Below are 21,287 nucleotides of genomic sequence, written 5' to 3' on the forward strand. Positions count from 1 at the left end.
CGTGCCCGCCCCCGCTGGGGGAGATGAGGGGCGGGCACGGTCCGGAGGACGCCGGTCAAGCGTCGTCGTCGGACACCCTGGAGGCGTCGGCGCAGGTGCTGGAGCCGGTGCTCAACAGTTTCAGCGCCGGCCCGCAGGTGCTGATCGGCGCCGAGACCGGCTCGACGATCTCGTCGTTGAAGATGATCACGTTGCCGATCAGCGACGACGCGGGCTTGGCACTCTCGGCGGGCTCCGCCGGCTCGGCGGGTTCGGCGGGTTCGGCGGCTTCGGGGGCGGGTGCGGGCGCCTGGGCCGCGGCCGGGGGCGGCGCGGCGTGGGCGGGGCCGGCCGTGCACAACAGCCCGGCGATCACGCCGCCGACACCCGCGACGACGAGGCCCCCGCGGGCCCCGCCGACTGCTCGGCGCGGTCGCGGCTGCTCTGCATGATCCGGTCGATCAGCGCGAGCGCCACCGCCGAGAGGATGAAGGTCAGGTGGATCAGTGTCTTCCAAAGGAGCTCCCTGTCAGTGACGGCCGGCCTGGCCGCGTTGATGAAGATCTGCAGGAGGTGGATGGAGGAGATGCCGATGATGGCCATCGCCAGCTTGACCTTGAGCACGTTGGCGTTGACGTGGGAGAGCCACTGAGGCTGATCCGGGTGGCCCTCGATGCGCAGCCGGGAGACGAACGTCTCGTAACCGCCGACGATCACCATGATCAGCAGGTTGGAGATCATCACCACGTCGACCAGGCCGAGGACGATGAGCATGACGGTGGTCTCCGGCGGGTGGCCGGTGAATCCCAGCTCGACGAGGTGCACCAGCTCGGCCATGAACCGCCACACGTAGACCACCTGGGCGGCGATGAGGCCGAAATAGAGCGGCGCCTGGATCCAGCGGCTGAGGAACATGACGTAGCCGAGCCGGCTGGCGGCCCGCCCGCGGGCGGGGGCCAGGGTGCGCAACTGGGGGTGCATCTAGGACGTGAGGATGTTCACGTGCTGGATCACGGCCTCCAGATGGGCGAGGGGTTCTTCGCCGATGACGGGCGGCAGGACCAGCGCCGCCGCGGCGAGGGCGATGGCCAGGGCTCGGGTGGACATCTCAGCTCCTTCGGTTGGTGAGTAAGGGGTTCGCGGAAGGGGGTCCGGCGGGCGGCGCGGCTGGGGGCCGCGCCGCCCTTGCCACCGGCCTGGGGGAAGGTGTCAGGGAGCCAGGCAGGCGACGGCGGGAATCTCGGCCGGGATGCCGGGTGCGGTCGGGTCGACCAGAGCGGTCACGCTCGTGGCGCTCTCGGCCAGGCAGAACGAGAGTGCGACCGGGTCGACGACGGCGTGCGCCGGGGCCGCGGCGAGCAGCCCGGCGGCGGTGAAGGCGGTAACCGCCAGCAGGCGGGAGGTGGTGGACATGTGCCCTCCTTGAGCAGGTATTCGGATCACCCCGGGGTTGTTACCCACCGTAATCACAAAGTAACTCTGTGTACAAGGAACGCTCAGGGATTCTCATCTTCGCGCCGGATAAATCCCGCTTCACACCGCAAAATCCGGCCTTTGCACGAGGTTGTGGATCATGTTAACTGGAAGTGCAAAGTCTCGATCGTCGCGGTAACTGACACCTGTTCCGGGAAGGACCGGGCACAGTGGCGCTGGTCATCGATGGCGTCCGCGTACGCCGGCGTGGGGAGGTCTGGCTCGACGACATCCGCCTGGAGTCATCCGGCGGCATGACGACGCTCCTCGGGCCGATGACCGCGGGGAAGACCACGCTGATGCGGGTGGTGGCCGGGCTGCAGCCGCCGGACGCCGGGCGGGTGCTGGTCGACGGCGTGGACGTCACCGGGGTGTCCGTCCGCAAGCGGTCGGTGGCCTTCGTCTACCAGCAGTTCATCAACTACCCGTCGCTGACCGTGTACGAGAACATCGCCTCCCCGCTCCGCCTGGCCGCGGACTTCCCCAGAGGCGAGGTGGACCGGCGGGTGCGGGAGGTGGCCGGGCTGATGGGCATCGGCGACCTGCTCGGCCGCCGCCCCGGCGAGCTGTCGGGCGGCCAGCAGCAGCGCACCGCGATCGCCAGGGCGCTGGCCCGCCCGGTGGACGTGCTGCTGCTCGACGAGCCGCTCGCCAACCTGGACTTCAAGCTGCGCGAGCAGCTGCGCGCCGACCTCAAGCGGATGTTCAGGGACTCCCCCGGTGTGGTGCTGTACGCGACCGCGGACCCGAACGAGGCGCTGTCCTTCGCCGCGCCGACGGTGGTGCTGGGCGCGGGCCGGATCCGGCACCAGGGCGACCCGGCGCGCATGTACGCCGAGCCGCCGACGCTGGAGGTGGCGGCGACGCTCAGCGACCCGCCGCTGAACCTGCTGCCTGGCATCGCCCGCCACGGCCGGATCGCGTGCCTGGGCGCCTCGTTCCGGGCCCCCGGCGTGGGCGGGGACGGCCGGCGGGTGGTGGTGGCGGTCCGGCCGCACCAGGTGAGCCTCGACCGGGCCGGTCCCGGCATGCTGGAGTTCCCGGCCGAGATCAGGCTGGCGGAGGTGACGGGCAGCGCCACGTTCGTGCACCTGCTGCTGGAGGGCGGCACGCACCTGGTGGCGCACTTACCGGGCACGCACCCGTACGAGCCGGGAGAGCCGGCGGTGGCGGCGGTGGACCCGGCGCGGGTGTTCGTGTTCGGCGAGGACGGCGGGCGGCTGAGCGTCGCGCCGGACGCGGAGGTCGAGGCGCATGGCTGAGATCCGCCTGGAGGACGTGGCGCACAGCTACGACGGCGGCCGCACGTGGGCGCTGAAGCCGATGACGTGGACGTGGCGGACCGGCCGGGCCTACGCGCTGCTCGGGCCGAGCGGCTGCGGGAAGACGACGCTGCTGAACATCGTCTCCGGGCTGCTGACGCCGACGCGCGGCCGGATCTGGTTCGACGACCGCGAGGTGACCGGGATCCCGCCCGCCGGGCGGAACATCGCGCAGGTCTTCCAGTTCCCCGTCCTGTACGAGCAGATGTCGGTCTACGACAACCTGGCCTTCCCGCTGCGCAACCGCGGGTACCCGAAGCAGGAGGTGGACCGGCGGGTGCGCCGCGTGTCGGACCTGCTCGGGCTGGACGAGCACCTGCGCCGCCGGTCGCGGCGGCTGGACGCGGGCCGCCAGCAGATCGTGGCGCTGGGGCGCGGCCTGGTCCGCCCCGAGGTGGCCGCGGTGCTGCTGGACGAGCCGCTGACGGTGGTCGACCCGGCCATGAAGTGGACGCTGCGGAGCAAACTCAAGGAGATCCACCGCGACACCGGGCACACGCTGGTCTACGTCACCCACGACCAGACGGAGGCGCTGACGTTCGCCGACGAGGTGGTGGTGCTCAACGAGGGCGAGATCGTGCAGGCCGGCGAGCCGGGCGAGCTGTTCCTGGCGCCGGCGCACGAGTTCGTCGGCCACTTCATCGGCTCGCCCGGGATGAACATGCTGGACGGGGCGGTGGTCAACGGGCTGGTGTGGGTGGGCGACTCGGCGGTCGGGCGGGCGTCCGGCGACCTGCCGCCGGGGCCGGTGCGGGTGGGCGTGCGGCCGGAGTTCGTGCGGATCACCGGCGAGGAGGCGCTGCCCGGGATCGCCGCCCGGGTGACCGAGATCGACCGGATGGGCGCGTACGACCTGGTGCACGCGCGGGTGAACGGGCACACGCTGGTCGCCAGGACGGACGCGGCGGCCGTCCCGCGGCCGGGCGCGACGGAGTTCCTGCACTTCGCGGAGGGCCGCGCGTTCCTGTTCAGGGACGCGGTCCGGTGCGGGGTGGTCGAGCCGCTGCCGGGGAGGGCCGAGCCGTGACCGCTACCGCCACTCCCCCGTCCCAGCAGGCGGAGCCGCCGGCCGAGGACCGGTCCGAGAGCCGGCCGGAGACCAAGCGGCGCACCAACCGGGCCTGGCTCCTGGTGCTGCCGGTGGTGGTGTCGGTCGCGTTCACCGCGGTCATCCCGCTGATGACGGTCGTGAACTACTCGGTGCAGGACATCTTCAGCCCGAACGACCGGATCTTCGTCGGCCTGGAGTGGTTCCGGTCGGTGGCGCGCGACCCCGAGGTGCGGGCCGCGTTCGTGCGCACGCTGCTGTTCTCGGGGCAGGTGCTGCTGCTGGAGATCCCGCTGGGGGTGGCGCTGGCGGTGGTGATGCCGCGCCGCGGCCTCGGCGTGCCGGTGGCCCTGGTGCTGGTCGCGCTGCCGCTGCTGATCCCGTGGAACGTGGTGGGCACGATCTGGCAGATCTTCGCCCGTCCGGACATCGGGCTCGGCGGCTGGGCGGTCAACAACGTGCTCGGCCTCAACTACAACTACACGCTGGACGCCACCGACGCGTGGATCACCGTGCTCGTCATGGACGTGTGGCACTGGACGCCGCTGGTGGCGCTGCTGGCCTACGCCGGGCTGCGGTCGATCCCGGACCCGTACTTCCAGGCGGCGCAGATCGACGGCGCGTCGGCGTGGGCGACCTTCCGGCACATCCAGCTGCCCCGGCTGCGCGGGGTGCTGACGATCGCGATCCTGCTGCGGTTCATGGACAGCTTCATGATCTACACCGAGCCGTTCGTGGTGACCGGAGGCGGGCCGGGGAACGCGACCTCGTTCCTCAGCATCCTGCTGTCGAAGATCGCCGTGGGCCAGTTCGACCTGGGGCCGGCGGGGGCGTTCTCGCTGCTGTACTTCCTGGCCGTGCAGATCGTCTGCTACGTGTTCTTCACCGTGCTGACCAGGACCGGGAGGTGAGCACGGTGCGGCGGCTGCCCTGGGCGCGGACGGTGTTCTGGTTGTACGGGATCACGCTGCTGCTGCCGCTGCTCTGGATGTTCGGCATGTCGATCCGCCCGAACGAGGACATCCTGGGCAGCTTCCGGCTCCTTCCCGAGCGGGTGACGTTCGACAACTACGTCACGTTCTTCACCAACCCGGTGTGGTACTCCAGCTATCTCAACTCGATCGTCTACACGTCCATGAACGCGGTGATGTCGCTGATCATCGCGCTGCCGGCGGCGTACGCGTTCTCCAGGTTCAGGTTCGCCGGGGACAAGCACCTGTTCTTCTGGCTGCTGACGAACCGGATGGCGCCGCCCGCGGTGTTCCTGCTGCCGTTCTTCCAGATCTACCAGGCGGTCGGGCTGTTCGACACGCACCTGGGCGTGGCCATCGCGCACATGCTGTTCAACGTGCCGCTGGCGGTGTGGATCCTGGAGGGCTTCATGTCCGGGATCCCGCGCGAGATCGACGAGACGGCCGCCATCGACGGCTACTCGCTGCCCCGGTTCTTCGTCAGGATCTTCCTGCCGATGATCCGGTCGGCGATCGGCGTCACGCTGTTCTTCTGCTTCATGTTCAGCTGGGTCGAGCTGCTCATCGCGCGCACGATCACGTCGGTGAACGCCAAGCCGATCGCGGCCACCATGACCCGGACGGTGAGCGCGGCGGGCGTCGACTGGGGGCTGCTCGCGGCGGCCGGGGTGCTCACGATCGTGCCGGGGGCGATCGTGATCTGGTTCGTCCGCAACTACATCGCCAAGGGCTTCAGCCTGGGGAGGGTGTAGCCGATGTTGGAGTGGATGGTGTGGACCGGGCCCACCGCGGCCGTGTTCGCCGGCCTGGGCCTGCTGCTGTGCGCGATGGCGGTCTGGGCGAGGATCTCGCCGCCGGTGTCGCGGCGGGGGTTCTTGCGCATCGAGACCGATCGGGGGGACCGGCTGTACATCGGTCTGATCAGCGCGGCCGCCGTGCTCGCCGGGTGGATCGCCGTCACTGACCTGTCCATGTGGCTGGCGCTGGCGGTGGCGTTCCTGGTGGTGCTGGCGATCGGGATATGGGGCTGACGAAGGAGGCGGCGATGCCGTTCGACAGGAAGATCCCCCACAGGAGCACGATCTGCGCGGCCGTGCTCGTCCTGCTGGTTTCCGGCTGCTCCCAGGGCGGCGGCTCGGGAGGCGGCGGCGAGTTCAGGGAGGCCGACGCCAAGGCGGCCGCCCAGCGGTGGGTGTCCACCGAGTTCACCCCGAGCACGCTGTCCAAGGAGCAGCAGCTCGCCGAGATGGACTGGTTCATGAAGGCCGCCGCCCCGTACCGCGGCATGGAGATCAACGTGGTGTCGGAGACGATCACCACTCACGAGTACGAGTCGCAGCAGCTCGCCAAGGCGTTCTCCGAGATCACCGGGATCAGGCTCAAGCACGACCTGATCCAGGAGGGCGACGTGATCGAGAAGCTGCAGACGCAGATCCAGGGCGGCCAGAACATCTACGACGCCTACGTCAACGACTCCGACCTGATCGGCACCCACTCGCGCGGCGACTACGTGCTGCCGCTGTCGGACTACATCGCCGGCGAGGGCAAGGCGGTCACCTCCCCCACGCTGGACCTGGAGGACTTCATCGGGATCAGCTTCACCACCGGCCCGGACAAGAAGATCTACCAGCTCCCCGACCAGCAGTTCGCGAACCTCTACTGGTTCCGCTACGACTGGTTCACCGACCCGAAGATCAAGAAGCAGTTCAGCGACGCGTACGGCTACGAGCTGGGCGTGCCGGTCAACTGGGCCGCGTACGAGGACATCGCCGAGTTCTTCACCACCAAGGTCAACGGCGACGGCACCGTCGACGGCAAGAAGGTCTACGGCCACATGGACTACGGGCGCAAGGACCCGTCGCTGGGGTGGCGGTTCACCGACGCGTGGCTGTCGATGGCGGGCAACGGCGACCCGGGCATCCCGAACGGCCTGCCGGTGGACGACTGGGGCATCCGGGTGGAGAACTGCCGCCCGGTCGGCTCGTCCGTCACCCGCGGCGGTGACACCAACGGGCCCGCCGCCGTGTACGCGCTCACCAAGTACGTCGACTGGCTGAAGAAGTACGCCCCGCGCGAGGCGGCGGGCATGAACTTCAGCGAGTCGGGCCCGGTGCCCGCGCAGGGCAACATCGCCCAGCAGATCTTCTGGTACACGGCGTTCACCGCCGACATGACCAAGCCCGGCCTGCCGGTGGTGAACGAGGACGGCACCCCGAAGTGGCGGATGGCGCCCAGCCCGCACGGCGCGTACTGGAAGGACGGCCACAAGCTCGGCTACCAGGACGCCGGCTCGTGGACCCTGCTGAAGAGCACCCCGGCCGACCGGCGCGCGGCGGCCTGGCTGTACGCGCAGTTCGTCACCTCGAAGACGGTGTCGCTGAAGAAGTCGATCGTCGGCCTGACGTTCATCCGCGACTCCGACATCCGCAGCGACTACTTCGCGCAGAACGCCGAGAAGTACGGCGGCCTGATCGAGTTCTACCGTGGCCCGGCCCGCGTGCAGTGGACGCCGACCGGGACGAACGTGCCGGACTACCCGCGGCTGGCGCAGCTGTGGTGGCAGAACGTGGCCACCGCCGTCACGGGTGAGACCACCCCGCAGCAGTCCATGGACAACCTGGCCAAGCAGCAGGACGACATCCTGTCGCGGCTGGAGCGCCGCGGGTCCGGCGGCGCCTGCGCGCCCAAGCTGAACCAGGAGCGGGACGCCCAGTACTGGCTCGGCCAGCCAGGCGCGCCGGTGGCGAAGCTGGCGGACGAGCGCGGCAAGCCGGAGACGCTGGACTACGACGAGCTGGTCGCCCGCTGGAAGAAGGCCGACTGACGCGAACCCCGCACCCGGCCCGAGGGCTCAGCCGGCGGACACCGGCTCCTTCGCGGCCGGGTCCGGCAGGTCCAGGGTGTCGCGGAGGGTGACGGGCTTGAAGAACAGCGTGGCGATGACGCCGACCACCGCGAGCCCGGCCGAGATGAGGAAGATGTGCCCGGTCGCGTCGCCGTACGCGCTGCGGACGATCACCTGGATCGGCTCCGGCAGCGCGGCGATGTCGAGGGTGCCCGCGCCGCCGCTCGCGGAGGCCGGGATGCCCGCCTTGTCCAGCCCCTGCCTGATGTCGGCGGCGACCTGGTTGGCCAGGACGGCGCCGAGGACCGAGACGCCGATGGTGCCGCCGAGGGAGCGGAAGAAGGTGACGGCGCCGCTCGCCGCGCCCAGTTCGCGCAGCGGGACGGTGTTCTGGATGGCCAGCACCAGGTTCTGCATCGACATGCCGACGCCCACGCCGACCAGCACCATGGCCGCGCCGATGACGACGAGTGAGGTCTGGTGGTCCATCGTCGACAGCACCAGGAATCCGAGGGTGAGCACGATCGAGCCGGTCACGATGTACGGCTTGATCTTGCCGCTCCTGGACACCATGCGGCCGCTGATCGTGGAGGAGACCAGCACGCCGGCCATCATCGGGATGGTGAGCAGGCCCGCCTCGGTCGGGGTGTAGCCGCGGCCGATCTGGAAGTACTGGCCGAGGAAGACCGAGCCGCCGAACATGGCCATGCCGACCGCCAGGCTGGCCAGGATGGCCAGGGCGGGGGTGCGCCTGCGGATGACGTGCAGCGGCACCACCGGCTGGGCGGCCCTGGTCTCGACCCAGGTGGCGAGCGCCAGGATGACGGCGCCGCCGCCGGCCATGGCCGCGGTCTGCCACGACAGCCAGGCGAAGGAGTTGCCGACGAAGGTGACCCAGATGAGCAGCACGCTCACGCCGGCCGCGATGAGCGTCGCACCCAGGTAGTCGATCTTGACGTCGCCGCGGCGCACGGTGACGACGTGCAGCGTCTTCTGCAGCAGCACGAGGGAGATGGCGGTGAACGGCACGGCGATGAAGAAGCACCACCGCCAGCCGAGCCACGAGGTGTCGGCGATGAGCCCGCCGAGCAGCGGCCCGCCGACGGTCGCGACGGCCATGACGCCGCCGAGGTAGCCGTTGTAGCGGCCGCGCTCCTTGGGGCTGATCATCGCGGCGATGATCACCTGCACCAGGATCTGCAGCGCGCCCATGCCGAGCCCCTGCAGGGCGCGGAAGGCGATGAGCTGCTCGGTGTTCTGGGCGAGGCCGCAGGCCAGCGAGCTCACCATGAAGATCGTGATGGAAATCTGCAGCAGCAGTTTCTTGCTGAAGAGATCGGCGAGCCGTCCCCAGATCGGGGTGGAGGCGGTGGCGGCGAGCAGCGAGGCGGTGACGACCCAGGTGTACTGGGACTGGGTGCCCTCCAGCGCGCCGATGATCTGGGGCAGCGCGACCGACACGATCGTGCCGCTGATCATGGCCACGAACAGGACGAGCAACAGCCCGCTGAGGGCTTCCAGCACCTGCCGATGGGTCATCGGTTCAGCAGGCGCCTCTGTGGATGCGCTCACGCGCAACCTCCATCTGGATCTAGGGGGAAATAGGGGACATCATACTTCCCAATGTGAAAGTTTGCGCATTGGGCATTTATTCCCACGGGGTAGAGTGGCCACAAGATGGACACCACGACGCTCGGGCTGCGCGAGCGCAAGAAGGCCGAGACCCGTCAGGCCGTGCACGAGGCGGCGCTGCGGCTCGTCGTCGAGCATGGCTTCGACGGCGTGACCGTCGAGGCCATCGCCGACGCCGCCAACATCTCCCGCCGCACCTTCTCCAACTACTTCGCCGGCAAGGAAGACGCCCTCCTGTACGGGGAGGAGCAGCGCTTCCGCCAGCTCGTGGACCGGGTGCGGGAGCAGCCCGCCGGCCACACCGCCTGGCAGGCCCTGCGGGCCACCATCACCCAGCTGTACGAGGAGCTGGGCACCCCCGACCGCGAATGGGCGATCCGCATCCGGCTGGCCAAGAAGCACCCGGCGTTGCTGGCCCGCCAGCTCGCCAATCACGCCGCCCTGGAGCGGGAGCTGGCCCAGGCCATCTCCGACCGGGTCGCCCCGGTGCGGCCGCGGGTGATGGCGGCGGCCTTCCTCGGCGCGATGCGCCTGGCGACCTTCCAGTGGATCGAGGAGGAGGAGGCGCGCTCCCTGGTGGAGGTCGGCAACGAGATCCTGGACGAGGTGGCCAGGCCCTTCGCCTGACACAACCTCGAAATCCGATGCCCGCGAATTTGTAACTCTTTTTGCATGTTTTTTCGAACGACTCCAGACAAGTAGCTCTACAAAAGAGCAAATTTCGTGGAACGTTACCGGTTGGTAGGGTGCGGTCGGCGGGCTGTCCGGGGGAAACGCGGCATCCCGTGTGTGGTTCGTTCTACGGGGAGGCCGGATGACCGCCAGGGTGACGATCGCGGACGTGGCGCGGCACGCGCAGGTGTCCACGTCTGCGGTGTCCAAGGTGCTGCGCGGCGCCTACGGGGTCAGCCCCGCCATGCGCTCCCGGGTGCTGGCGGCCATCGACGAGCTGGGCTATCGGCCGCACGTGGCGGCCCGCGCGCTGCGCGGCCACGCCTCCACGCTCGGCGTGCTCCTGCCCGGCCTGCGCGACCCGTTCTTCCCCGACCTGATCGACGGGGTCATGGCGGAGACCGGCGACTCCGGCTACGAGGTGGTGATCAGCCAGGTCTGCGGCGGCCCGGCGGGTGAGCCGCGGGCCGTGCACGCGCTCGTCGACCAGTCGGTGGGCGGGGTGGTGCTGGTCGCCCCGCTCGGCCCGCGGGCCGAGCTGGAGGCCGTCGCCGGGGCCGTGCCCCTGGTGGTGCTCGGCCGCCACGACCGCTCACCGCATTACGACACGGTGGTCGGCGACGACGAGGTGGGCGCCGGCCTCGTGGTCGAGCACCTGGCCGCCCTGGGTCACCGCCGCATCGCGCACCTCGCGCCCCGCGACGCCGCGGAAGGCGGATCCGCCGCCCTCCGCGCGGACGCGTACGAGCGGGCCATGATCCGGCTGGGACTCGGCGCCCACGTGGACGTCGTGCGGACCTCGTACACGGAGGAAGGCGGCCACCAGGGGGTCGCCGAGCTGCTCAGCAGGCCGGAGCCGCCCACGGCGATCTTCGCGGGGGCGGATCTGGCGGCGATCGGCGCGCTGGCCGCGCTCCGCGAGTCGGGGCTCGACGTGCCGGGCGACGTCTCGGTCGCCGGCTACGACAACAGCTGGCCGGCCGGGCTGGCGCACATCGCGCTGACCAGCGTCGACCAGTCGGGCCGTACCCTGGGCCGGACGGCGGGCCGGCTGCTGCTGGAGCGGATCGGCGGCCGGACGGCGTCGGCGCGCATCTCCATCACGCCCACGCTGGTGCCACGGCGGACGACCGCCGCGGCGCCCTAGGACGCACCGTCGGCACCAGGCCAGGCTTTCCCCTTTCTGGGTCACGAAATATGGCGGTATGCGGTGCGGTGTCCGTCATCGGTTATTGTCGGTACGGCACGGGTTGGGGATGAAATGTGCATCCGCCATCCGCCGGGCATTCTGCCCGCTACCCTGCCCGGCAGTGCTGTTATACGTACCTTCAGGAGTCCAATTTTGACCGTCCACGCTGACGCTTCCAGGCAGCGCATCGAGGAACTGCTGAGCACGTCCGAAGAGCAGATCCTGCGCCGCTGGAGCACCATCGCCAAGGCCCCGATCGACGAGTTGCGGGAGCTCTACCAGGCCTTGCGCACCGCTCTGGCACAGGAGGCGAACGACCTGACCGACGTGCGCGGCCTGCTGGCCGAGCTGTCGCGCAGCCGCGCCCGCCAAGGCCACACCCCCTCCGACACCGCCAGGGCGGTCTACGGGCTCAAGGAGGCCCTGTACGAGGCCGTGGAGGCCGACGGCGGCGCCGAGGCGCTGCGTGGATTCATCTGGTTCTCCCGCCTCATCGACGATCTCGGCCTCTACACGATCGAGACCTACTCGACCGCACGCGAGAAGGTCATCATGGACCAGGCCGAGCAGCTCCTGGAGCTGTCCACGCCGGTGGTCAAGCTGTGGGAGGGCATCGTGGCGGTGCCCCTGGTCGGCACGCTCGACTCGGCCAGGACCCAGGTCGTGATGGAGAAGCTGCTGCAGATTTTGGTCGACACCGGGTCCGAGCACGCCGTCATCGACATCACCGGGGTCCCCGCCGTGGACACCCAGGTGGCCCAGCACCTGCTCAAGACCGTGGTCGCCGCGCGGCTCATGGGCGCGGAGTGCGTGATCTCCGGCATCAGCCCGCAGATCGCGTACACCATCGTCACGCTCGGCATCGAGTTCGGCGACATCGTCACCAAGGCCACCTTGGCCGACGCGCTCGCGTACGCCCTGCGACGCAGCGGCATCGAGGTCAACGAGGGTCGCACGACACGGATCGCGGTCCGCGCCGAGGAATCGTGATGGAGCGCGTTCCGATCCTCAAACTCGGCGACATCCTCATCATCTCCATCCAGCTCGACCTGGACGACCAGAGCGTGCTGGCCCTGCAGGAGGATCTCGCGGACCGGGTCGTCGCCACGGGCGCGCGGGGCGTCATCATCGACATCTCGGCAGTGGAGATCATCGACTCGTTCATCGGCCGGATGTTCGCCACCATCGCCGGCATGTGCCGGATGCTCGACGCCGAGACCGTGGTCGTCGGCATGCGGCCGGCGGTGGCCATCACCCTGGTCGAGCTCGGCCTGTCGCTGGGCGGCGTGCGCACCGCGCTCAACCTGGAGAAGGGCGTGGCCCTGCTGGACCACCTCGACAGCCGGGGCGCGCCCCGATGACCAAGAGCGCCCGGCTGGCCATCGCCGGCAACGCGGATCTCGTGATGGTGCGCCAGCAGGTGCGCGTCGTCGCGGTCGAGGCGGGCCTGTCGCTGATCGACCAGACGAAGGTCGTGACGGCGGCCAGCGAACTGGCCCGCAACGCGCTGATCCACGCCGGCGGAGGCGCGGTGGACATCGCGATCGTCGACGACGGCCGGCGGCGCGGCCTGCGGCTGAGCTTCAGCGACGACGGTCCCGGCATCCCCGACCTGGATCGGGCGCTGACCGACGGCTACACCACGGCGGGCGGCCTCGGGCTCGGGCTGGGCGGGTCCCGGCGGCTGGTCGACGAGTTCGACGTGACCTCGGCGACCGGCAAGGGCACGACGGTGACCGTGACGAAATGGGCCAGGTAGTGCACCGGGCCGGCGAGGTCCGCGACGGCGTGTGGACCCGGGCCGAGGAGCCCAGCTCCGTCGGCGCGGTGCGCAGGAGCGCCGTGGAGCTCGCCGAGGAGGCCGGGTTCGACGCCGAACGGGTCGGCCAGGTGGCCGTCGCGGTCACCGAGGCCGTCTCCAACCTGGTCAAGCACGCCGTGGAGGGGATGGCCCTGGTGCGGCCCTGCCCAGGCCTGCCCGGCGTGGTCGAGCTCATCACGCTGGACCGGGGGCCGGGCATGCCGGACGTGGCGCGGGCGATGCGCGACGGCTACTCCACCTCGGGCACGCTCGGCATCGGGCTGGGCGCGATCACCCGCATCGCGTCCTCGTACGACGTGCACTCCCTGCCCGGCAAGGGCACGCTGCTGTCCGCCCACTTCGCCGCCGAGCGGCAGATCACCCTGCCGCCGGCCACCGGCCTGGTCCGTCCCATCGGGGAGGAGACCGTCTCGGGCGACGCGTTCGCCATCTCGATCGACGGGCCGGTCACCAGCGTCCTGGTGTGCGACGGGCTGGGCCACGGCCCGGCGGCGGCGCTCGCCTCCCGGGAGGCCGTCGAGCTCTTCATGATCGCTCCCGACGACGAGCCGCTGGCCATCTTGGGACGACTGCACCGCGGGCTGAACCGCACCCGCGGCGGGGCGGTCGCCATCGCGCGGATCACCCCGGACAAGGTGACCTACGCCGGGCTGGGCAACATCGCCGGCTGGATCGCCTACGCCGACCGCCGCCAGGGCATGGTGTCGGTCCCCGGCATCACCGGCCACCAGGGGCGGCGGTTCCAGCAGTACGACTACGAACTGGACGAACACGCGACGATCGTGCTCCACTCCGACGGGCTCACCGACCGGTGGTCCCCCGCTCTCCTGCCCGGCCTGTTCTCCCGGTCCCCCGCGGTGATCGCCGCAGGAGTGCTGCGTGAGGCGGGCAGCCGCAGGGACGACGCCTGCGTCGTGATCGTGAGGCCGTGACATGACCGCACTTGAGCTGGCCAGGCTGCGCCTGAGCGACGACCGGGACGTCTTCGCGCTGCGCCGGCTCGGCCGTGCGACCGCCGAGCTGGCCGGGCTGGAGACACAGGACCAGATCCGGGTCGCCACCGCGCTCAGCGAGGTCGGCCGGGAGGTGGTCGGCAGCGCGACCGTCGCGCTCTTCACGCTGGACTCCGACGAGCTGCGCGTCACGATCGAGCACACCGGCCGGCCGGTCGGCGGGGAGAGCCTGGCCCTCGCCGGTCGCCTGGTGGACGAGGCCACCACCGCCGCCGACCGGGTCACCATCGTCAAGCGGCTGGCCGGTCGACTGCCCGCCGTGCCCCCCGGCGAGATCCGCGAGCGGCTGGCGCAACTGGCCCCGGTCAACGCGCTGGATGAGCTGCGCCAGCAGAACCACGAGCTGGCGACGACCCTCGAGGACGTGCTGCGCCTCAACACCGAGCTGCAGGAGACCAACCGGGGCGTGATGGCCCTGTACAACGAGCTGTCGGCGGAGCTCGAGGAGACCAACCGGGGCGTGGTCGCCCTCTACGCCGAGCTGGACGAGAAGTCCACGCAGCTACGCGAGGCGGCCGAGGCCAAGAACCGGTTCTGGGCCACGGTCAGCCACGAGCTGCGCACCCCCTTGAGCTCCATCATCGGCCTGGTGCGGCTGATGACCGTGGAAGGCGGCGAGCCGCTCACCGCGGAGCAGGAGCGCCAGATCAGGTTCATCGGCGACTCCGCCGAGACGCTGCTGGCCCTGGTCGGCGACCTCCTCGACCTGGCCAAGGCCGAGTCGGGCCGTCTGCAGCCCGAGCTCGGGCCGGTCGATCTGGACGAGCTGGTGCGCCGGCTGCACGCGACCATGCAGCCCACCAGCGAGGTGTCCCTGCATGCCGAGGTGGCGCCGGCCGTGGCCGAGGTCTACACCGACGAGGTCATGATCACCCGGGTGCTGCGCAACCTGCTGTCCAACGCGCTGAAGTTCACCCGGGAGGGCGAGGTGCGGCTCGACGCCCGCCTCGACGAGGAGGCCGGACAGGTGGTGATCACCGTGGCCGACACGGGGATCGGCATCGCCGAGGAGGACCTCAACCGCGTCTTCGAGGAGTTCTTCCAGGTGCCGAACGCGCTGCAGGTCAAGGCCAGGGGCACCGGGCTGGGCCTGCCGTACGCGCGCACCCTGGTGAGGGCGCTCGACGGCCAGATCGAGATGGCCAGCACGCCCGCCTCCGGCACGACCGTCACCGTGCGGCTCCCCCGCAGGCACGGGCCTCCCGAGATCGGCAGGCTGCTCATCGCCGACGACGACCAGGGCTTCCGCGAGTCGGCCCGTAGGATGCTGTATGGAGTCGCGAGCGAGGTCGACGAGGCCGCCGACGGTGTCGAGGCCTTGGAGGTGATGGCGGTGCGCAGGCCGGATGTCATCGTGCTCGACATGCTGATGCCGCGGCTCGACGGCAACGCCCTGCTGCAGCGGATGTCGGAGGACCCGGACTTGGAGGACATCGCGGTGGTGGTGGTGACGGTCGCGCCGGGCAAGGCGGCGCGCGGCCATCCCGTGCTGTCCAAGCACGGGTTGCGGCGCCAGCAGCTCCTCGACGCCGTGCGGGAGGCCGCGCGGGGGCGTCATGCCTGACCGCGGACCCGCCAACGTGCTCGTGGTCGACGACACGCCGGCCAAACGCTACGTCATGTCCAGCTGGCTGCGCCGGGCCGGTCACCAGGTGGCCGAGGCGAGCGCCGGCGAAGAGGCCCTGGGCATGATCCATACCGCCCGCCCCGATCTGGTGATCCTGGACGTGCGGCTGCCCGATCTCAGCGGCTTCGAGGTGTGCGAGCGGATCAAGGCGGATCCCGGCACCGCCTCGATCCCGGTCATCCAGGTGTCGGGCAACGCCATCAGCGTGCGCGACCGGGCCGAGGGGCTGGAGCGCGGCGCCGACGCCTACCTGTCCGAGCCGATCGCGCCGGACGAGTTCACCGCGACGGTGGAGGCGACGCTGCGCTACTCCAGGGCACGGCGGCGGGCGGAGGTGATGGCCGCCCGGCTGGCCCAGCTGGCCGAGGTCACGCTGCAGATCAACCAGTGCGAGTCGTTCGAGAGCCTGCTGGGCGTGGCGGTGCGGGGCACCGCCACGATCCTGGGCCGTCCGGCCACCGCGCTGGCGCTGCCGGCCGACCAGCGGCTGCGGCGCTATCTCGCCGGGCCCGGCGAGGACGCGGTCCTGGGAAACGTCCCGCCGGAGCTGCTGGACCGGCTGTCCGTCCTGGCCCTGGGCCGGGACACCGGCGCCGAGGTCCTCACCGTGCCCGCGGCCGACTGGGCCGCGCTGTCCGGCTCGGAGGCCGGCGGGCCCGTCATGGGCGTCATGTGCCGCACCAAGACGGGCCGGCCGCCGGTCTTCCTGGGCGTGACGGCCGATCAGGCCATGGACGGCAACGAGGTCAACCTGCTGCGCCAGCTCGGCCAGGGGCTCGCGCTCGCCGTGGACGCGCTGCGCGCCTACGCCGAGGAGCACGCGACCTCGCTCACGCTGCAGCGCAGCCTGCTGCCGACGCGGGTGCCCGTCATCCCCGGGTTGTCGGTGGGTCTGCGTTACCGGCCCGCGCGCGACAACGTGGAGGTGGGCGGCGACTTCTACGAGGTGCTGGAGGCGGGCGACCGGGTGCTGGTGGCCATCGGCGACGTGATGGGCCACTCATTGCACGCGGCCACCGTCATGGCCGAGCTGCGGCACGCGCTGCGCGCCTCGGTGATGGACCGGGTCGATCTGGCCGCGTCCATGGACCTGCTCAACAAGATCCTGCGGCGCTACCACCCGGGCATGACGGCCACGGTCTGCCTGGTGCTGCTCCACCCCCGCACCGGCGAGCTGCAGCTGGCCAACGCCGGGCACATCCCGCCGCTGCTGACCGGCCCCGGGGCGCGCTACCACGGGCTGGGCAACCTGCTGCTCGGGGTGGCGGAGGAGGAGTACAAGGTCGACCACCTGGTGCTGCCGCCCGGTGGCACGCTGATGCTGTTCACCGACGGGTTGCTCGAGGACCGCGACGTGCTGCTGGACGTCAGCCTGGAGCGGGCCAGGTCGCTGGCGGAGACGGTCGAGGACGACCTGGAGCGGTTCTGCGACCGGATGCTGGCCGCGTTCGGCACGCGCGAGGACGACGTGGCCATCGTGGTGGTGCGCCGCGAGCTCTAGGGCGGGGTTCCCCTGGCCGTGCCCGCTCAGCCGCGCGGCGCGTACATGATGACGGCCACCCCCACCAGGCAGATCACCGCGCCGGCGAGGTCCCAGCGGTCCGGCCGGAACCCGTCGACCAGCACGCCCCACAGCAGCGACCCGGCCACGAACACCCCGCCGTAGGCGGCGAGGATCCGGCCGAAGTGCGGGTCGGGCTGGAAGGCGGCGACGAACCCGTACGCGCCCAGCGCCAGCACCCCGGCGGCGATCCAGAGCAGCCCGCGTTGCTCCCGCAGCCCCTGCCACACCAGCCAGGCCCCGCCGATCTCGGCGACGGCGGCCAGCGCGAACAGGATGAGGGAGCGGACGGTCGTCATGCGGGCGACTCTATAGACCCCTGCCGCGGGGCGATCCGCCGCCTGGCCCGGGGCATCCGGCCGCGCGGGCACCGCCGGCCGTTTGAGAGCCGTCCCTCCAGGTAGTCGCATGGCCATGGACGGTGCTAGTGACGGTGCTGTGAACGGGGACATCCAGGCCGTGGTCGTCGGCGACGTGATGCTCGACTCGTGGCTGCGCGGGCCGGTCAAGCGCATCGCCCAGGAGGCGCCGGTCCCCGTGGTGAGCGTCGAGGCCACCGACCACGCGCCGGGCGGGGCGGGCAACGCCGCCGCCAACCTGGCCGCGCTCGGCGCGCGGGTGCGGCTGATCGGGACGGTCGGCGACGACGCCTGCGCGGAGCAGCTGCGTACGGCGCTCGGGCTGCTCGGCGTGGACGCCCGGCTGGTGACCGTGCCCGGCAGGCGCACCCCGCACAAGCAGCGGCTCATGGTCGGCGAGCAGCTCATCGCCCGCTACGACGAGGAGGACCGCGAGCCGATCCCGCCCGAGGCCGAGGCCCGCGTCGTCGACGCGCTCCGGGAGGCGCTGCCGGGCGCCGGCGTGGTGGTCGCCTGCGACTACGGGGCGGGCGGCTGCACGGACGCGGTGCGGCGGGCGCTGACCGGGCTGCCCCTGCTGGTCGTGGACGCGCACGAGATCACGCCGTGGCGGGCCTGCGCGCCGACGGCGGTGCTGCCGAACTACGGCGAGGTGCTGCAGCTGCTGCGCGAGGACGGCGACCCCGGCGACCGGGTCCGCTTCCTCACCGAGCGGTCCGGGCGGCTGCTGACCGAGTCGGGGGCGCGGATGGTGGTGACCACGCTGGACGGCGAGGGCACGCTGCTGCACCGGCCGGGCCGCGCGCCGTACCGGACGTACGCCGAGCCGGCGCCGGACCACATGACGGCAGGGGCGGGCGACACCTTCACGGCCGCGTTCGCGCTCTGGCTGGCCGGCGGCGCGCCCCCGGAGCAGGCGGCCCGGGCGGCGCAGGCCGCCGCCGGGGTGGTGGTGCGCCGGCCGGGCACCGCCACCTGCACCCGGCAGGAGCTGCTGCGGGCGCTGCGCCGTGAGGACGGCCCGGCCCCCGCGCCGGAGCGGCTCGCGGCCCGGCTCGACGAGCACCGGCGGCGCGGGCAGCGGATCGTGTTCACCAACGGCTGCTTCGACGTGCTGCACCGGGGGCACGTGACGTACCTGGAGCGGGCCGCGCGGCTCGGCGACGTGCTGGTGGTGGCGGTCAACAGCGACGCGAGCACGGCGCGGCTGAAGGGGCCGGGGCGGCCGATCAACTCGTGCGAGGACCGCATGTCGGTGCTGGCGGCGCTCGGCTACGTCGACTACGTGACCTCCTTCGACGAGGACACGCCGGAGCGGCTGCTGCGGATGGTCCGGCCCGACCTGTACGTCAAGGGCGGCGACTACACGCCCGACATGCTGCCGGAGGCGCCGCTGGTGCGGGCCATGGGCGGTGAGGTGCGGGTGCTGGACTACGTCTCGGACCGGTCCACGACGGCGATCATCGAGCGGGTCCGCTCGCTCCCGGACGCCGACTGACACTCTCCGTCACCACTTCGTGACATGACGCGCTATCGGGGTACAGGACTCTTCTGGGGTACGGCTCGTTCGGGGGAGCGCAGATGGCCGGAAGTCCTGTCGTGATCGGCGTCAACCGGACGCGGGACGCGTCGATCGCGCTCGCGCGCGGCCGGGACTCGGTCCACAGCCTGCAGAAGGAGCGGATGACACGCCGCGAGCACCACCGGGGCCGGCTCGGCGACCTGCCGCGCCACTACCTGCCCCGGCTCCCCCAGCTCGCCGGCCCGGTGGACCTGGTGGTGGAGTGCTACGCGTCCGACGACGAGATCGCCGACCTGGCCGCCTACCGGGCGGAGCTGCGCGAGACGCTCGGCCTGGCCGGGGACACGCCGGTCGTGCTGCTCTCCCATCATCTGAGCCACCTCTACAGCGCCTTCCCGCCGTCGCCGTTCGAGGAGGCCGCCGGGCTGGTGGTGGACGTGCAGGGCAGCCGGGTACGGGATTTCACCGAGCCGGTGGAGCTGCCCGGCGGCGCCTCGGGCGACCTGCTGGAGGTGGCGTCCTTCTACCGGTGCGCCAGGGCCGGGCAGCGGGTCGAATGCCTCGCCAAGCAGCTGTGGGACGGCGACTGGACCAGGCCGGCCGGGCTGGGCTGCTTCTCCGCGCTGCTGACGCGGATGCTCTGGCCGAGCGGCGACGGCCACGAGGGCAAGGTGGTGGACCTGGCCCCGTTCGGCGACCCGGACGCGCTCGGGCTGCCGGAGCTGGACGTGCGCGGGCACGAGGTGTTCATCCCGCCGGCCTGGCTGGACACGTTCGCGCAGGGTGCGGCGTTCCGCTACGTGATCAACGGAGCGAGCACGTTCAAGCGGTCGGCGAACCTCGCCGCGGCCGGGCAGCGGGCCTTCGAGCGGGCGCTGGACCGGCTGGCCGCCTGGCTGCGCGAGCGGACCGGGCTGGCGGACCTGGTGTACGCGGGTGACGCGGCGCTGAACCTCGCGGCCAACGGCAGGCTGGTCCGCGAGTCGGGGTTCCGCGAGGTGTTCATCCCGCCGGGCCCGCACGACGGCGGCACCGCGATCGGCTGCGCCCTGTACGGGATGATCGAGTGCCTGGGCGCCGGCAGCGGCTTCCGGTGGGCCGACGACTTCCTCGGGCCGGACCCCTGCCCGGCCGAGATCGACGCCGCGGTGCGGGCGCTGCCGGACGACCTGACGGCCGAACGGCCCGCCGACCTCGTGGGCGCGATCGTCGAGCTGCTGGCCGACGGCCGGACGGTGGGCCTGCACCAGGGGCGCGCCGAGTCGGGACCGCGCCCGCTGGGCCACCGGAGCGTCCTGGCCGACCCCCGGGTGCCCGCGATGCGCGACTACGTCAACGTGGAGATCACCGGCCGCGAGTGGTTCAGGCCGCTCGCGGCGCTGGTGCCGGCCGGGCACGCGGACCAGGTCTTCGACCTGACCCGTCCGTCGCCGTTCGCGCAGCATACAGTCGCGGTGCGGGCCGGGCGCCGCGACGCGCTGCCCGGCGTCACGCACGTGGACGGCACCGCGCGACCGCGCACGGTGGAGCCGGGCGGCGCGCCGTTCCTGCACGACCTGCTGGCCCGCTGGCACGCGCTGACCGGCTGCCCGGTGCTGGTCAACGCCGCGCTGAGCGGGCCCGGCGAGCCGCTGACCGAGACGCCCGAGCACTCGATCGGCACGCTGCGCAAGACCGGGCTGCACGCGCTGGCCATGCCGCCCTACCTCATCCGCAAGCGCGACGAGCCGCCGTTGCCCGGCGAGGACTGGCAGCCGCCGGCGTGTCCCGCGTAGCGACCCGCGGGTGAACGCGCGAGGGCCCGCACCCCCGGTGGGGATGCGGGCCCTCGGCCGTCACGTCAGGCGGGGACGATGTTCTCCGCCTGCGGGCCCTTCTGGCCCTGGGTGATGTCGAAGCTCACCTTCTGGCCTTCCCGCAGCTCGCGGTAGCCCTGGGCGGCGATGTTGGAGTAGTGGGCGAAGACGTCGGCGCCGCCGCCGTCCTGCTCGATGAAGCCGAAGCCCTTTTCCGCGTTGAACCACTTCACGGTGCCAGTAGCCATGTCATTCTCCTTTGATGAGTACAGAGCCGGAGTACCGGACCCATCCGGAAATGACCGGTAAAACAAAATGCGCCGGACGGTTACATACCGTCAGGCGCACACGAAGTCATGGGTACCAGAACTGCAACACATTCACTGTAGCACGGCGGCGGTGGTGCGGGAGGCGCGACAGCCGCATGCGCGAATTCTGGTGAATCTTTCGCATTTG

The 21,287-nt window shown here is 71.4% G+C and carries 23 protein-coding genes; 16 read left to right on the top strand and 7 right to left on the bottom strand.

Annotated elements, in window-relative coordinates; translation table 11 throughout:
• Nucleotides 1-55: 55 nt before the first annotated feature.
• The 4 genes from ACGFI7_RS26805 to ACGFI7_RS26820 all read right to left on the bottom strand — a co-directional run bounded on the left by ACGFI7_RS26805 (nucleotide 56) and on the right by ACGFI7_RS26820 (nucleotide 1,392).
• A complete protein-coding gene (locus ACGFI7_RS26805) occupies nucleotides 56-355 on the bottom strand; it encodes a hypothetical protein (RefSeq protein ID WP_393409349.1) in 300 nt (99 codons plus the stop codon).
• Nucleotides 352-960 carry a TIGR00645 family protein gene (locus tag ACGFI7_RS26810; protein ID WP_393409351.1) on the bottom strand — a complete coding sequence of 203 codons (609 nt, stop codon included), beginning with the start codon at nucleotides 958-960 and terminating at the stop codon, nucleotides 352-354. Before ACGFI7_RS26810 ends, ACGFI7_RS26805 begins: the two co-directional genes overlap by 4 nt.
• Entirely contained in the window at nucleotides 961-1,086 is a 126-nt protein-coding gene (locus tag ACGFI7_RS26815) for a hypothetical protein (protein WP_393409352.1), read from the bottom strand.
• 102 nt (nucleotides 1,087-1,188) lie between these two features.
• Nucleotides 1,189-1,392 (bottom strand): hypothetical protein, encoded by a 204-nt coding sequence (locus ACGFI7_RS26820; protein ID WP_393409353.1) that lies wholly within the window; start codon nucleotides 1,390-1,392, stop codon nucleotides 1,189-1,191.
• 230 nt (nucleotides 1,393-1,622) lie between these two features.
• Between ACGFI7_RS26820 and ACGFI7_RS26825 the strand changes: the two genes are divergently transcribed.
• The 6 genes from ACGFI7_RS26825 to ACGFI7_RS26850 are packed head-to-tail and all read left to right on the top strand — an operon-like array spanning nucleotide 1,623 to nucleotide 7,617.
• Nucleotides 1,623-2,714 (top strand): ABC transporter ATP-binding protein, encoded by a 1,092-nt coding sequence (locus tag ACGFI7_RS26825; protein WP_393409354.1) that lies wholly within the window; start codon nucleotides 1,623-1,625, stop codon nucleotides 2,712-2,714.
• The gene (locus ACGFI7_RS26830) at nucleotides 2,707-3,801 is read left to right on the top strand and encodes an ABC transporter ATP-binding protein (RefSeq protein WP_393409355.1); all 1,095 of its coding nucleotides are present in this window, start codon (nucleotides 2,707-2,709) and stop codon (nucleotides 3,799-3,801) included. The genes ACGFI7_RS26825 and ACGFI7_RS26830 overlap by 8 nt, the downstream gene beginning before the upstream one ends.
• Nucleotides 3,798-4,733, top strand: a complete 936-nt coding sequence (locus ACGFI7_RS26835) for a carbohydrate ABC transporter permease (protein WP_393409356.1) — start codon at nucleotides 3,798-3,800, stop codon at nucleotides 4,731-4,733. Before ACGFI7_RS26830 ends, ACGFI7_RS26835 begins: the two co-directional genes overlap by 4 nt.
• 14 nt (nucleotides 4,734-4,747) lie before the next feature.
• The gene (locus ACGFI7_RS26840) at nucleotides 4,748-5,545 is read left to right on the top strand and encodes a carbohydrate ABC transporter permease (RefSeq protein ID WP_393409572.1); all 798 of its coding nucleotides are present in this window, start codon (nucleotides 4,748-4,750) and stop codon (nucleotides 5,543-5,545) included.
• Nucleotides 5,546-5,548: 3 nt separating this feature from the next.
• The gene (locus tag ACGFI7_RS26845) at nucleotides 5,549-5,824 is read left to right on the top strand and encodes a DUF2160 domain-containing protein (protein WP_393409357.1); all 276 of its coding nucleotides are present in this window, start codon (nucleotides 5,549-5,551) and stop codon (nucleotides 5,822-5,824) included.
• Nucleotides 5,825-5,838: 14 nt separating this feature from the next.
• On the top strand, nucleotides 5,839-7,617 hold the full coding sequence (locus ACGFI7_RS26850) for an ABC transporter substrate-binding protein (RefSeq protein ID WP_393409358.1): 1,779 nt from the start codon (nucleotides 5,839-5,841) through the stop codon (nucleotides 7,615-7,617).
• Nucleotides 7,618-7,644: 27 nt separating this feature from the next.
• Here the strand turns inward: ACGFI7_RS26850 and ACGFI7_RS26855 are convergent, their stop codons facing one another.
• A complete protein-coding gene (locus tag ACGFI7_RS26855) occupies nucleotides 7,645-9,177 on the bottom strand; it encodes an MDR family MFS transporter (RefSeq protein WP_393409573.1) in 1,533 nt (510 codons plus the stop codon).
• Nucleotides 9,178-9,315: 138 nt separating this feature from the next.
• On the opposite strand from ACGFI7_RS26855, the gene ACGFI7_RS26860 reads away from it, so the two are divergent.
• From ACGFI7_RS26860 to ACGFI7_RS26895, 8 genes are all read left to right on the top strand, one after another.
• On the top strand, nucleotides 9,316-9,897 hold the full coding sequence (locus ACGFI7_RS26860) for a TetR/AcrR family transcriptional regulator (RefSeq protein ID WP_393409359.1): 582 nt from the start codon (nucleotides 9,316-9,318) through the stop codon (nucleotides 9,895-9,897).
• A 187-nt stretch (nucleotides 9,898-10,084) separates the two neighbouring features.
• Nucleotides 10,085-11,089: a LacI family DNA-binding transcriptional regulator gene (locus ACGFI7_RS26865; protein WP_393409360.1), complete on the top strand. Its 1,005-nt coding sequence runs from the start codon at nucleotides 10,085-10,087 to the stop codon at nucleotides 11,087-11,089.
• A gap of 195 nt (nucleotides 11,090-11,284) precedes the next feature.
• Nucleotides 11,285-12,121 (top strand): STAS domain-containing protein, encoded by an 837-nt coding sequence (locus tag ACGFI7_RS26870; RefSeq protein WP_393409361.1) that lies wholly within the window; start codon nucleotides 11,285-11,287, stop codon nucleotides 12,119-12,121.
• Nucleotides 12,121-12,492 (top strand): STAS domain-containing protein, encoded by a 372-nt coding sequence (locus ACGFI7_RS26875; protein ID WP_393409362.1) that lies wholly within the window; start codon nucleotides 12,121-12,123, stop codon nucleotides 12,490-12,492. The genes ACGFI7_RS26870 and ACGFI7_RS26875 overlap by 1 nt, the downstream gene beginning before the upstream one ends.
• Complete coding sequence (locus tag ACGFI7_RS26880) at nucleotides 12,489-12,890, top strand: ATP-binding protein (protein ID WP_393409363.1); 402 nt, start codon at nucleotides 12,489-12,491, stop codon at nucleotides 12,888-12,890. Before ACGFI7_RS26875 ends, ACGFI7_RS26880 begins: the two co-directional genes overlap by 4 nt.
• Nucleotides 12,878-13,885 (top strand): ATP-binding protein, encoded by a 1,008-nt coding sequence (locus ACGFI7_RS26885; RefSeq protein ID WP_393409364.1) that lies wholly within the window; start codon nucleotides 12,878-12,880, stop codon nucleotides 13,883-13,885. The genes ACGFI7_RS26880 and ACGFI7_RS26885 overlap by 13 nt, the downstream gene beginning before the upstream one ends.
• Before the next feature lies 1 nt (nucleotide 13,886).
• Entirely contained in the window at nucleotides 13,887-15,530 is a 1,644-nt protein-coding gene (locus tag ACGFI7_RS26890) for an ATP-binding protein (protein WP_393409365.1), read from the top strand.
• The gene (locus ACGFI7_RS26895) at nucleotides 15,523-17,094 is read left to right on the top strand and encodes a SpoIIE family protein phosphatase (RefSeq protein WP_393409366.1); all 1,572 of its coding nucleotides are present in this window, start codon (nucleotides 15,523-15,525) and stop codon (nucleotides 17,092-17,094) included. The genes ACGFI7_RS26890 and ACGFI7_RS26895 overlap by 8 nt, the downstream gene beginning before the upstream one ends.
• Before the next feature lie 26 nt (nucleotides 17,095-17,120).
• Here the strand turns inward: ACGFI7_RS26895 and ACGFI7_RS26900 are convergent, their stop codons facing one another.
• Nucleotides 17,121-17,453 (bottom strand): YnfA family protein, encoded by a 333-nt coding sequence (locus tag ACGFI7_RS26900; protein WP_393409367.1) that lies wholly within the window; start codon nucleotides 17,451-17,453, stop codon nucleotides 17,121-17,123.
• Between the two features lie 139 nt (nucleotides 17,454-17,592).
• Between ACGFI7_RS26900 and rfaE2 the strand changes: the two genes are divergently transcribed.
• Together rfaE2 and ACGFI7_RS26910 are read left to right on the top strand one after the other, a co-directional pair.
• Nucleotides 17,593-19,011: a D-glycero-beta-D-manno-heptose 1-phosphate adenylyltransferase gene (gene rfaE2, locus ACGFI7_RS26905; protein WP_393409368.1), complete on the top strand. Its 1,419-nt coding sequence runs from the start codon at nucleotides 17,593-17,595 to the stop codon at nucleotides 19,009-19,011.
• Nucleotides 19,012-19,094: 83 nt separating this feature from the next.
• The gene (locus tag ACGFI7_RS26910; protein WP_393409369.1) at nucleotides 19,095-20,810 is read left to right on the top strand and encodes a carbamoyltransferase C-terminal domain-containing protein; all 1,716 of its coding nucleotides are present in this window, start codon (nucleotides 19,095-19,097) and stop codon (nucleotides 20,808-20,810) included.
• A gap of 65 nt (nucleotides 20,811-20,875) precedes the next feature.
• Here ACGFI7_RS26910 and ACGFI7_RS26915 read toward each other — a convergent pair whose 3' ends face one another.
• The gene (locus tag ACGFI7_RS26915; RefSeq protein ID WP_148031343.1) at nucleotides 20,876-21,079 is read right to left on the bottom strand and encodes a cold-shock protein; all 204 of its coding nucleotides are present in this window, start codon (nucleotides 21,077-21,079) and stop codon (nucleotides 20,876-20,878) included.
• Between the last annotated feature and the right edge of the window lie 208 nt (nucleotides 21,080-21,287).

This window comes from Nonomuraea sp. NPDC048826, assembly GCF_043198225.1.
GTDB lineage: Bacteria > Actinomycetota > Actinomycetes > Streptosporangiales > Streptosporangiaceae > Nonomuraea.

What these genes read in the sequence shown, in the direction of transcription:
- ACGFI7_RS26810 (WP_393409351.1), bottom strand. Translation starts at nt 960, where the DNA reads ATGCACCCCCAGTTGCGCACCCTGGCCCCCGCCCGCGGGCGGGCCGCC.
- ACGFI7_RS26815 (WP_393409352.1), bottom strand. Translation starts at nt 1,086, where the DNA reads ATGTCCACCCGAGCCCTGGCCATCGCCCTCGCCGCGGCGGCGCTGGTC.
- ACGFI7_RS26820 (WP_393409353.1), bottom strand. Translation starts at nt 1,392, where the DNA reads ATGTCCACCACCTCCCGCCTGCTGGCGGTTACCGCCTTCACCGCCGCC.
- ACGFI7_RS26830 (WP_393409355.1), top strand. Translation starts at nt 2,707, where the DNA reads ATGGCTGAGATCCGCCTGGAGGACGTGGCGCACAGCTACGACGGCGGC.
- ACGFI7_RS26845 (WP_393409357.1), top strand. Translation starts at nt 5,549, where the DNA reads ATGTTGGAGTGGATGGTGTGGACCGGGCCCACCGCGGCCGTGTTCGCC.
- ACGFI7_RS26850 (WP_393409358.1), top strand. Translation starts at nt 5,839, where the DNA reads ATGCCGTTCGACAGGAAGATCCCCCACAGGAGCACGATCTGCGCGGCC.
- ACGFI7_RS26855 (WP_393409573.1), bottom strand. Translation starts at nt 9,177, where the DNA reads ATGACCCATCGGCAGGTGCTGGAAGCCCTCAGCGGGCTGTTGCTCGTC.
- ACGFI7_RS26860 (WP_393409359.1), top strand. Translation starts at nt 9,316, where the DNA reads ATGGACACCACGACGCTCGGGCTGCGCGAGCGCAAGAAGGCCGAGACC.
- ACGFI7_RS26865 (WP_393409360.1), top strand. Translation starts at nt 10,085, where the DNA reads ATGACCGCCAGGGTGACGATCGCGGACGTGGCGCGGCACGCGCAGGTG.
- ACGFI7_RS26875 (WP_393409362.1), top strand. Translation starts at nt 12,121, where the DNA reads ATGGAGCGCGTTCCGATCCTCAAACTCGGCGACATCCTCATCATCTCC.
- ACGFI7_RS26880 (WP_393409363.1), top strand. Translation starts at nt 12,489, where the DNA reads ATGACCAAGAGCGCCCGGCTGGCCATCGCCGGCAACGCGGATCTCGTG.
- ACGFI7_RS26885 (WP_393409364.1), top strand. Translation starts at nt 12,878, where the DNA reads ATGGGCCAGGTAGTGCACCGGGCCGGCGAGGTCCGCGACGGCGTGTGG.
- ACGFI7_RS26890 (WP_393409365.1), top strand. Translation starts at nt 13,887, where the DNA reads ATGACCGCACTTGAGCTGGCCAGGCTGCGCCTGAGCGACGACCGGGAC.
- ACGFI7_RS26895 (WP_393409366.1), top strand. Translation starts at nt 15,523, where the DNA reads ATGCCTGACCGCGGACCCGCCAACGTGCTCGTGGTCGACGACACGCCG.
- ACGFI7_RS26900 (WP_393409367.1), bottom strand. Translation starts at nt 17,453, where the DNA reads ATGACGACCGTCCGCTCCCTCATCCTGTTCGCGCTGGCCGCCGTCGCC.
- ACGFI7_RS26910 (WP_393409369.1), top strand. Translation starts at nt 19,095, where the DNA reads ATGGCCGGAAGTCCTGTCGTGATCGGCGTCAACCGGACGCGGGACGCG.
- ACGFI7_RS26915 (WP_148031343.1), bottom strand. Translation starts at nt 21,079, where the DNA reads ATGGCTACTGGCACCGTGAAGTGGTTCAACGCGGAAAAGGGCTTCGGC.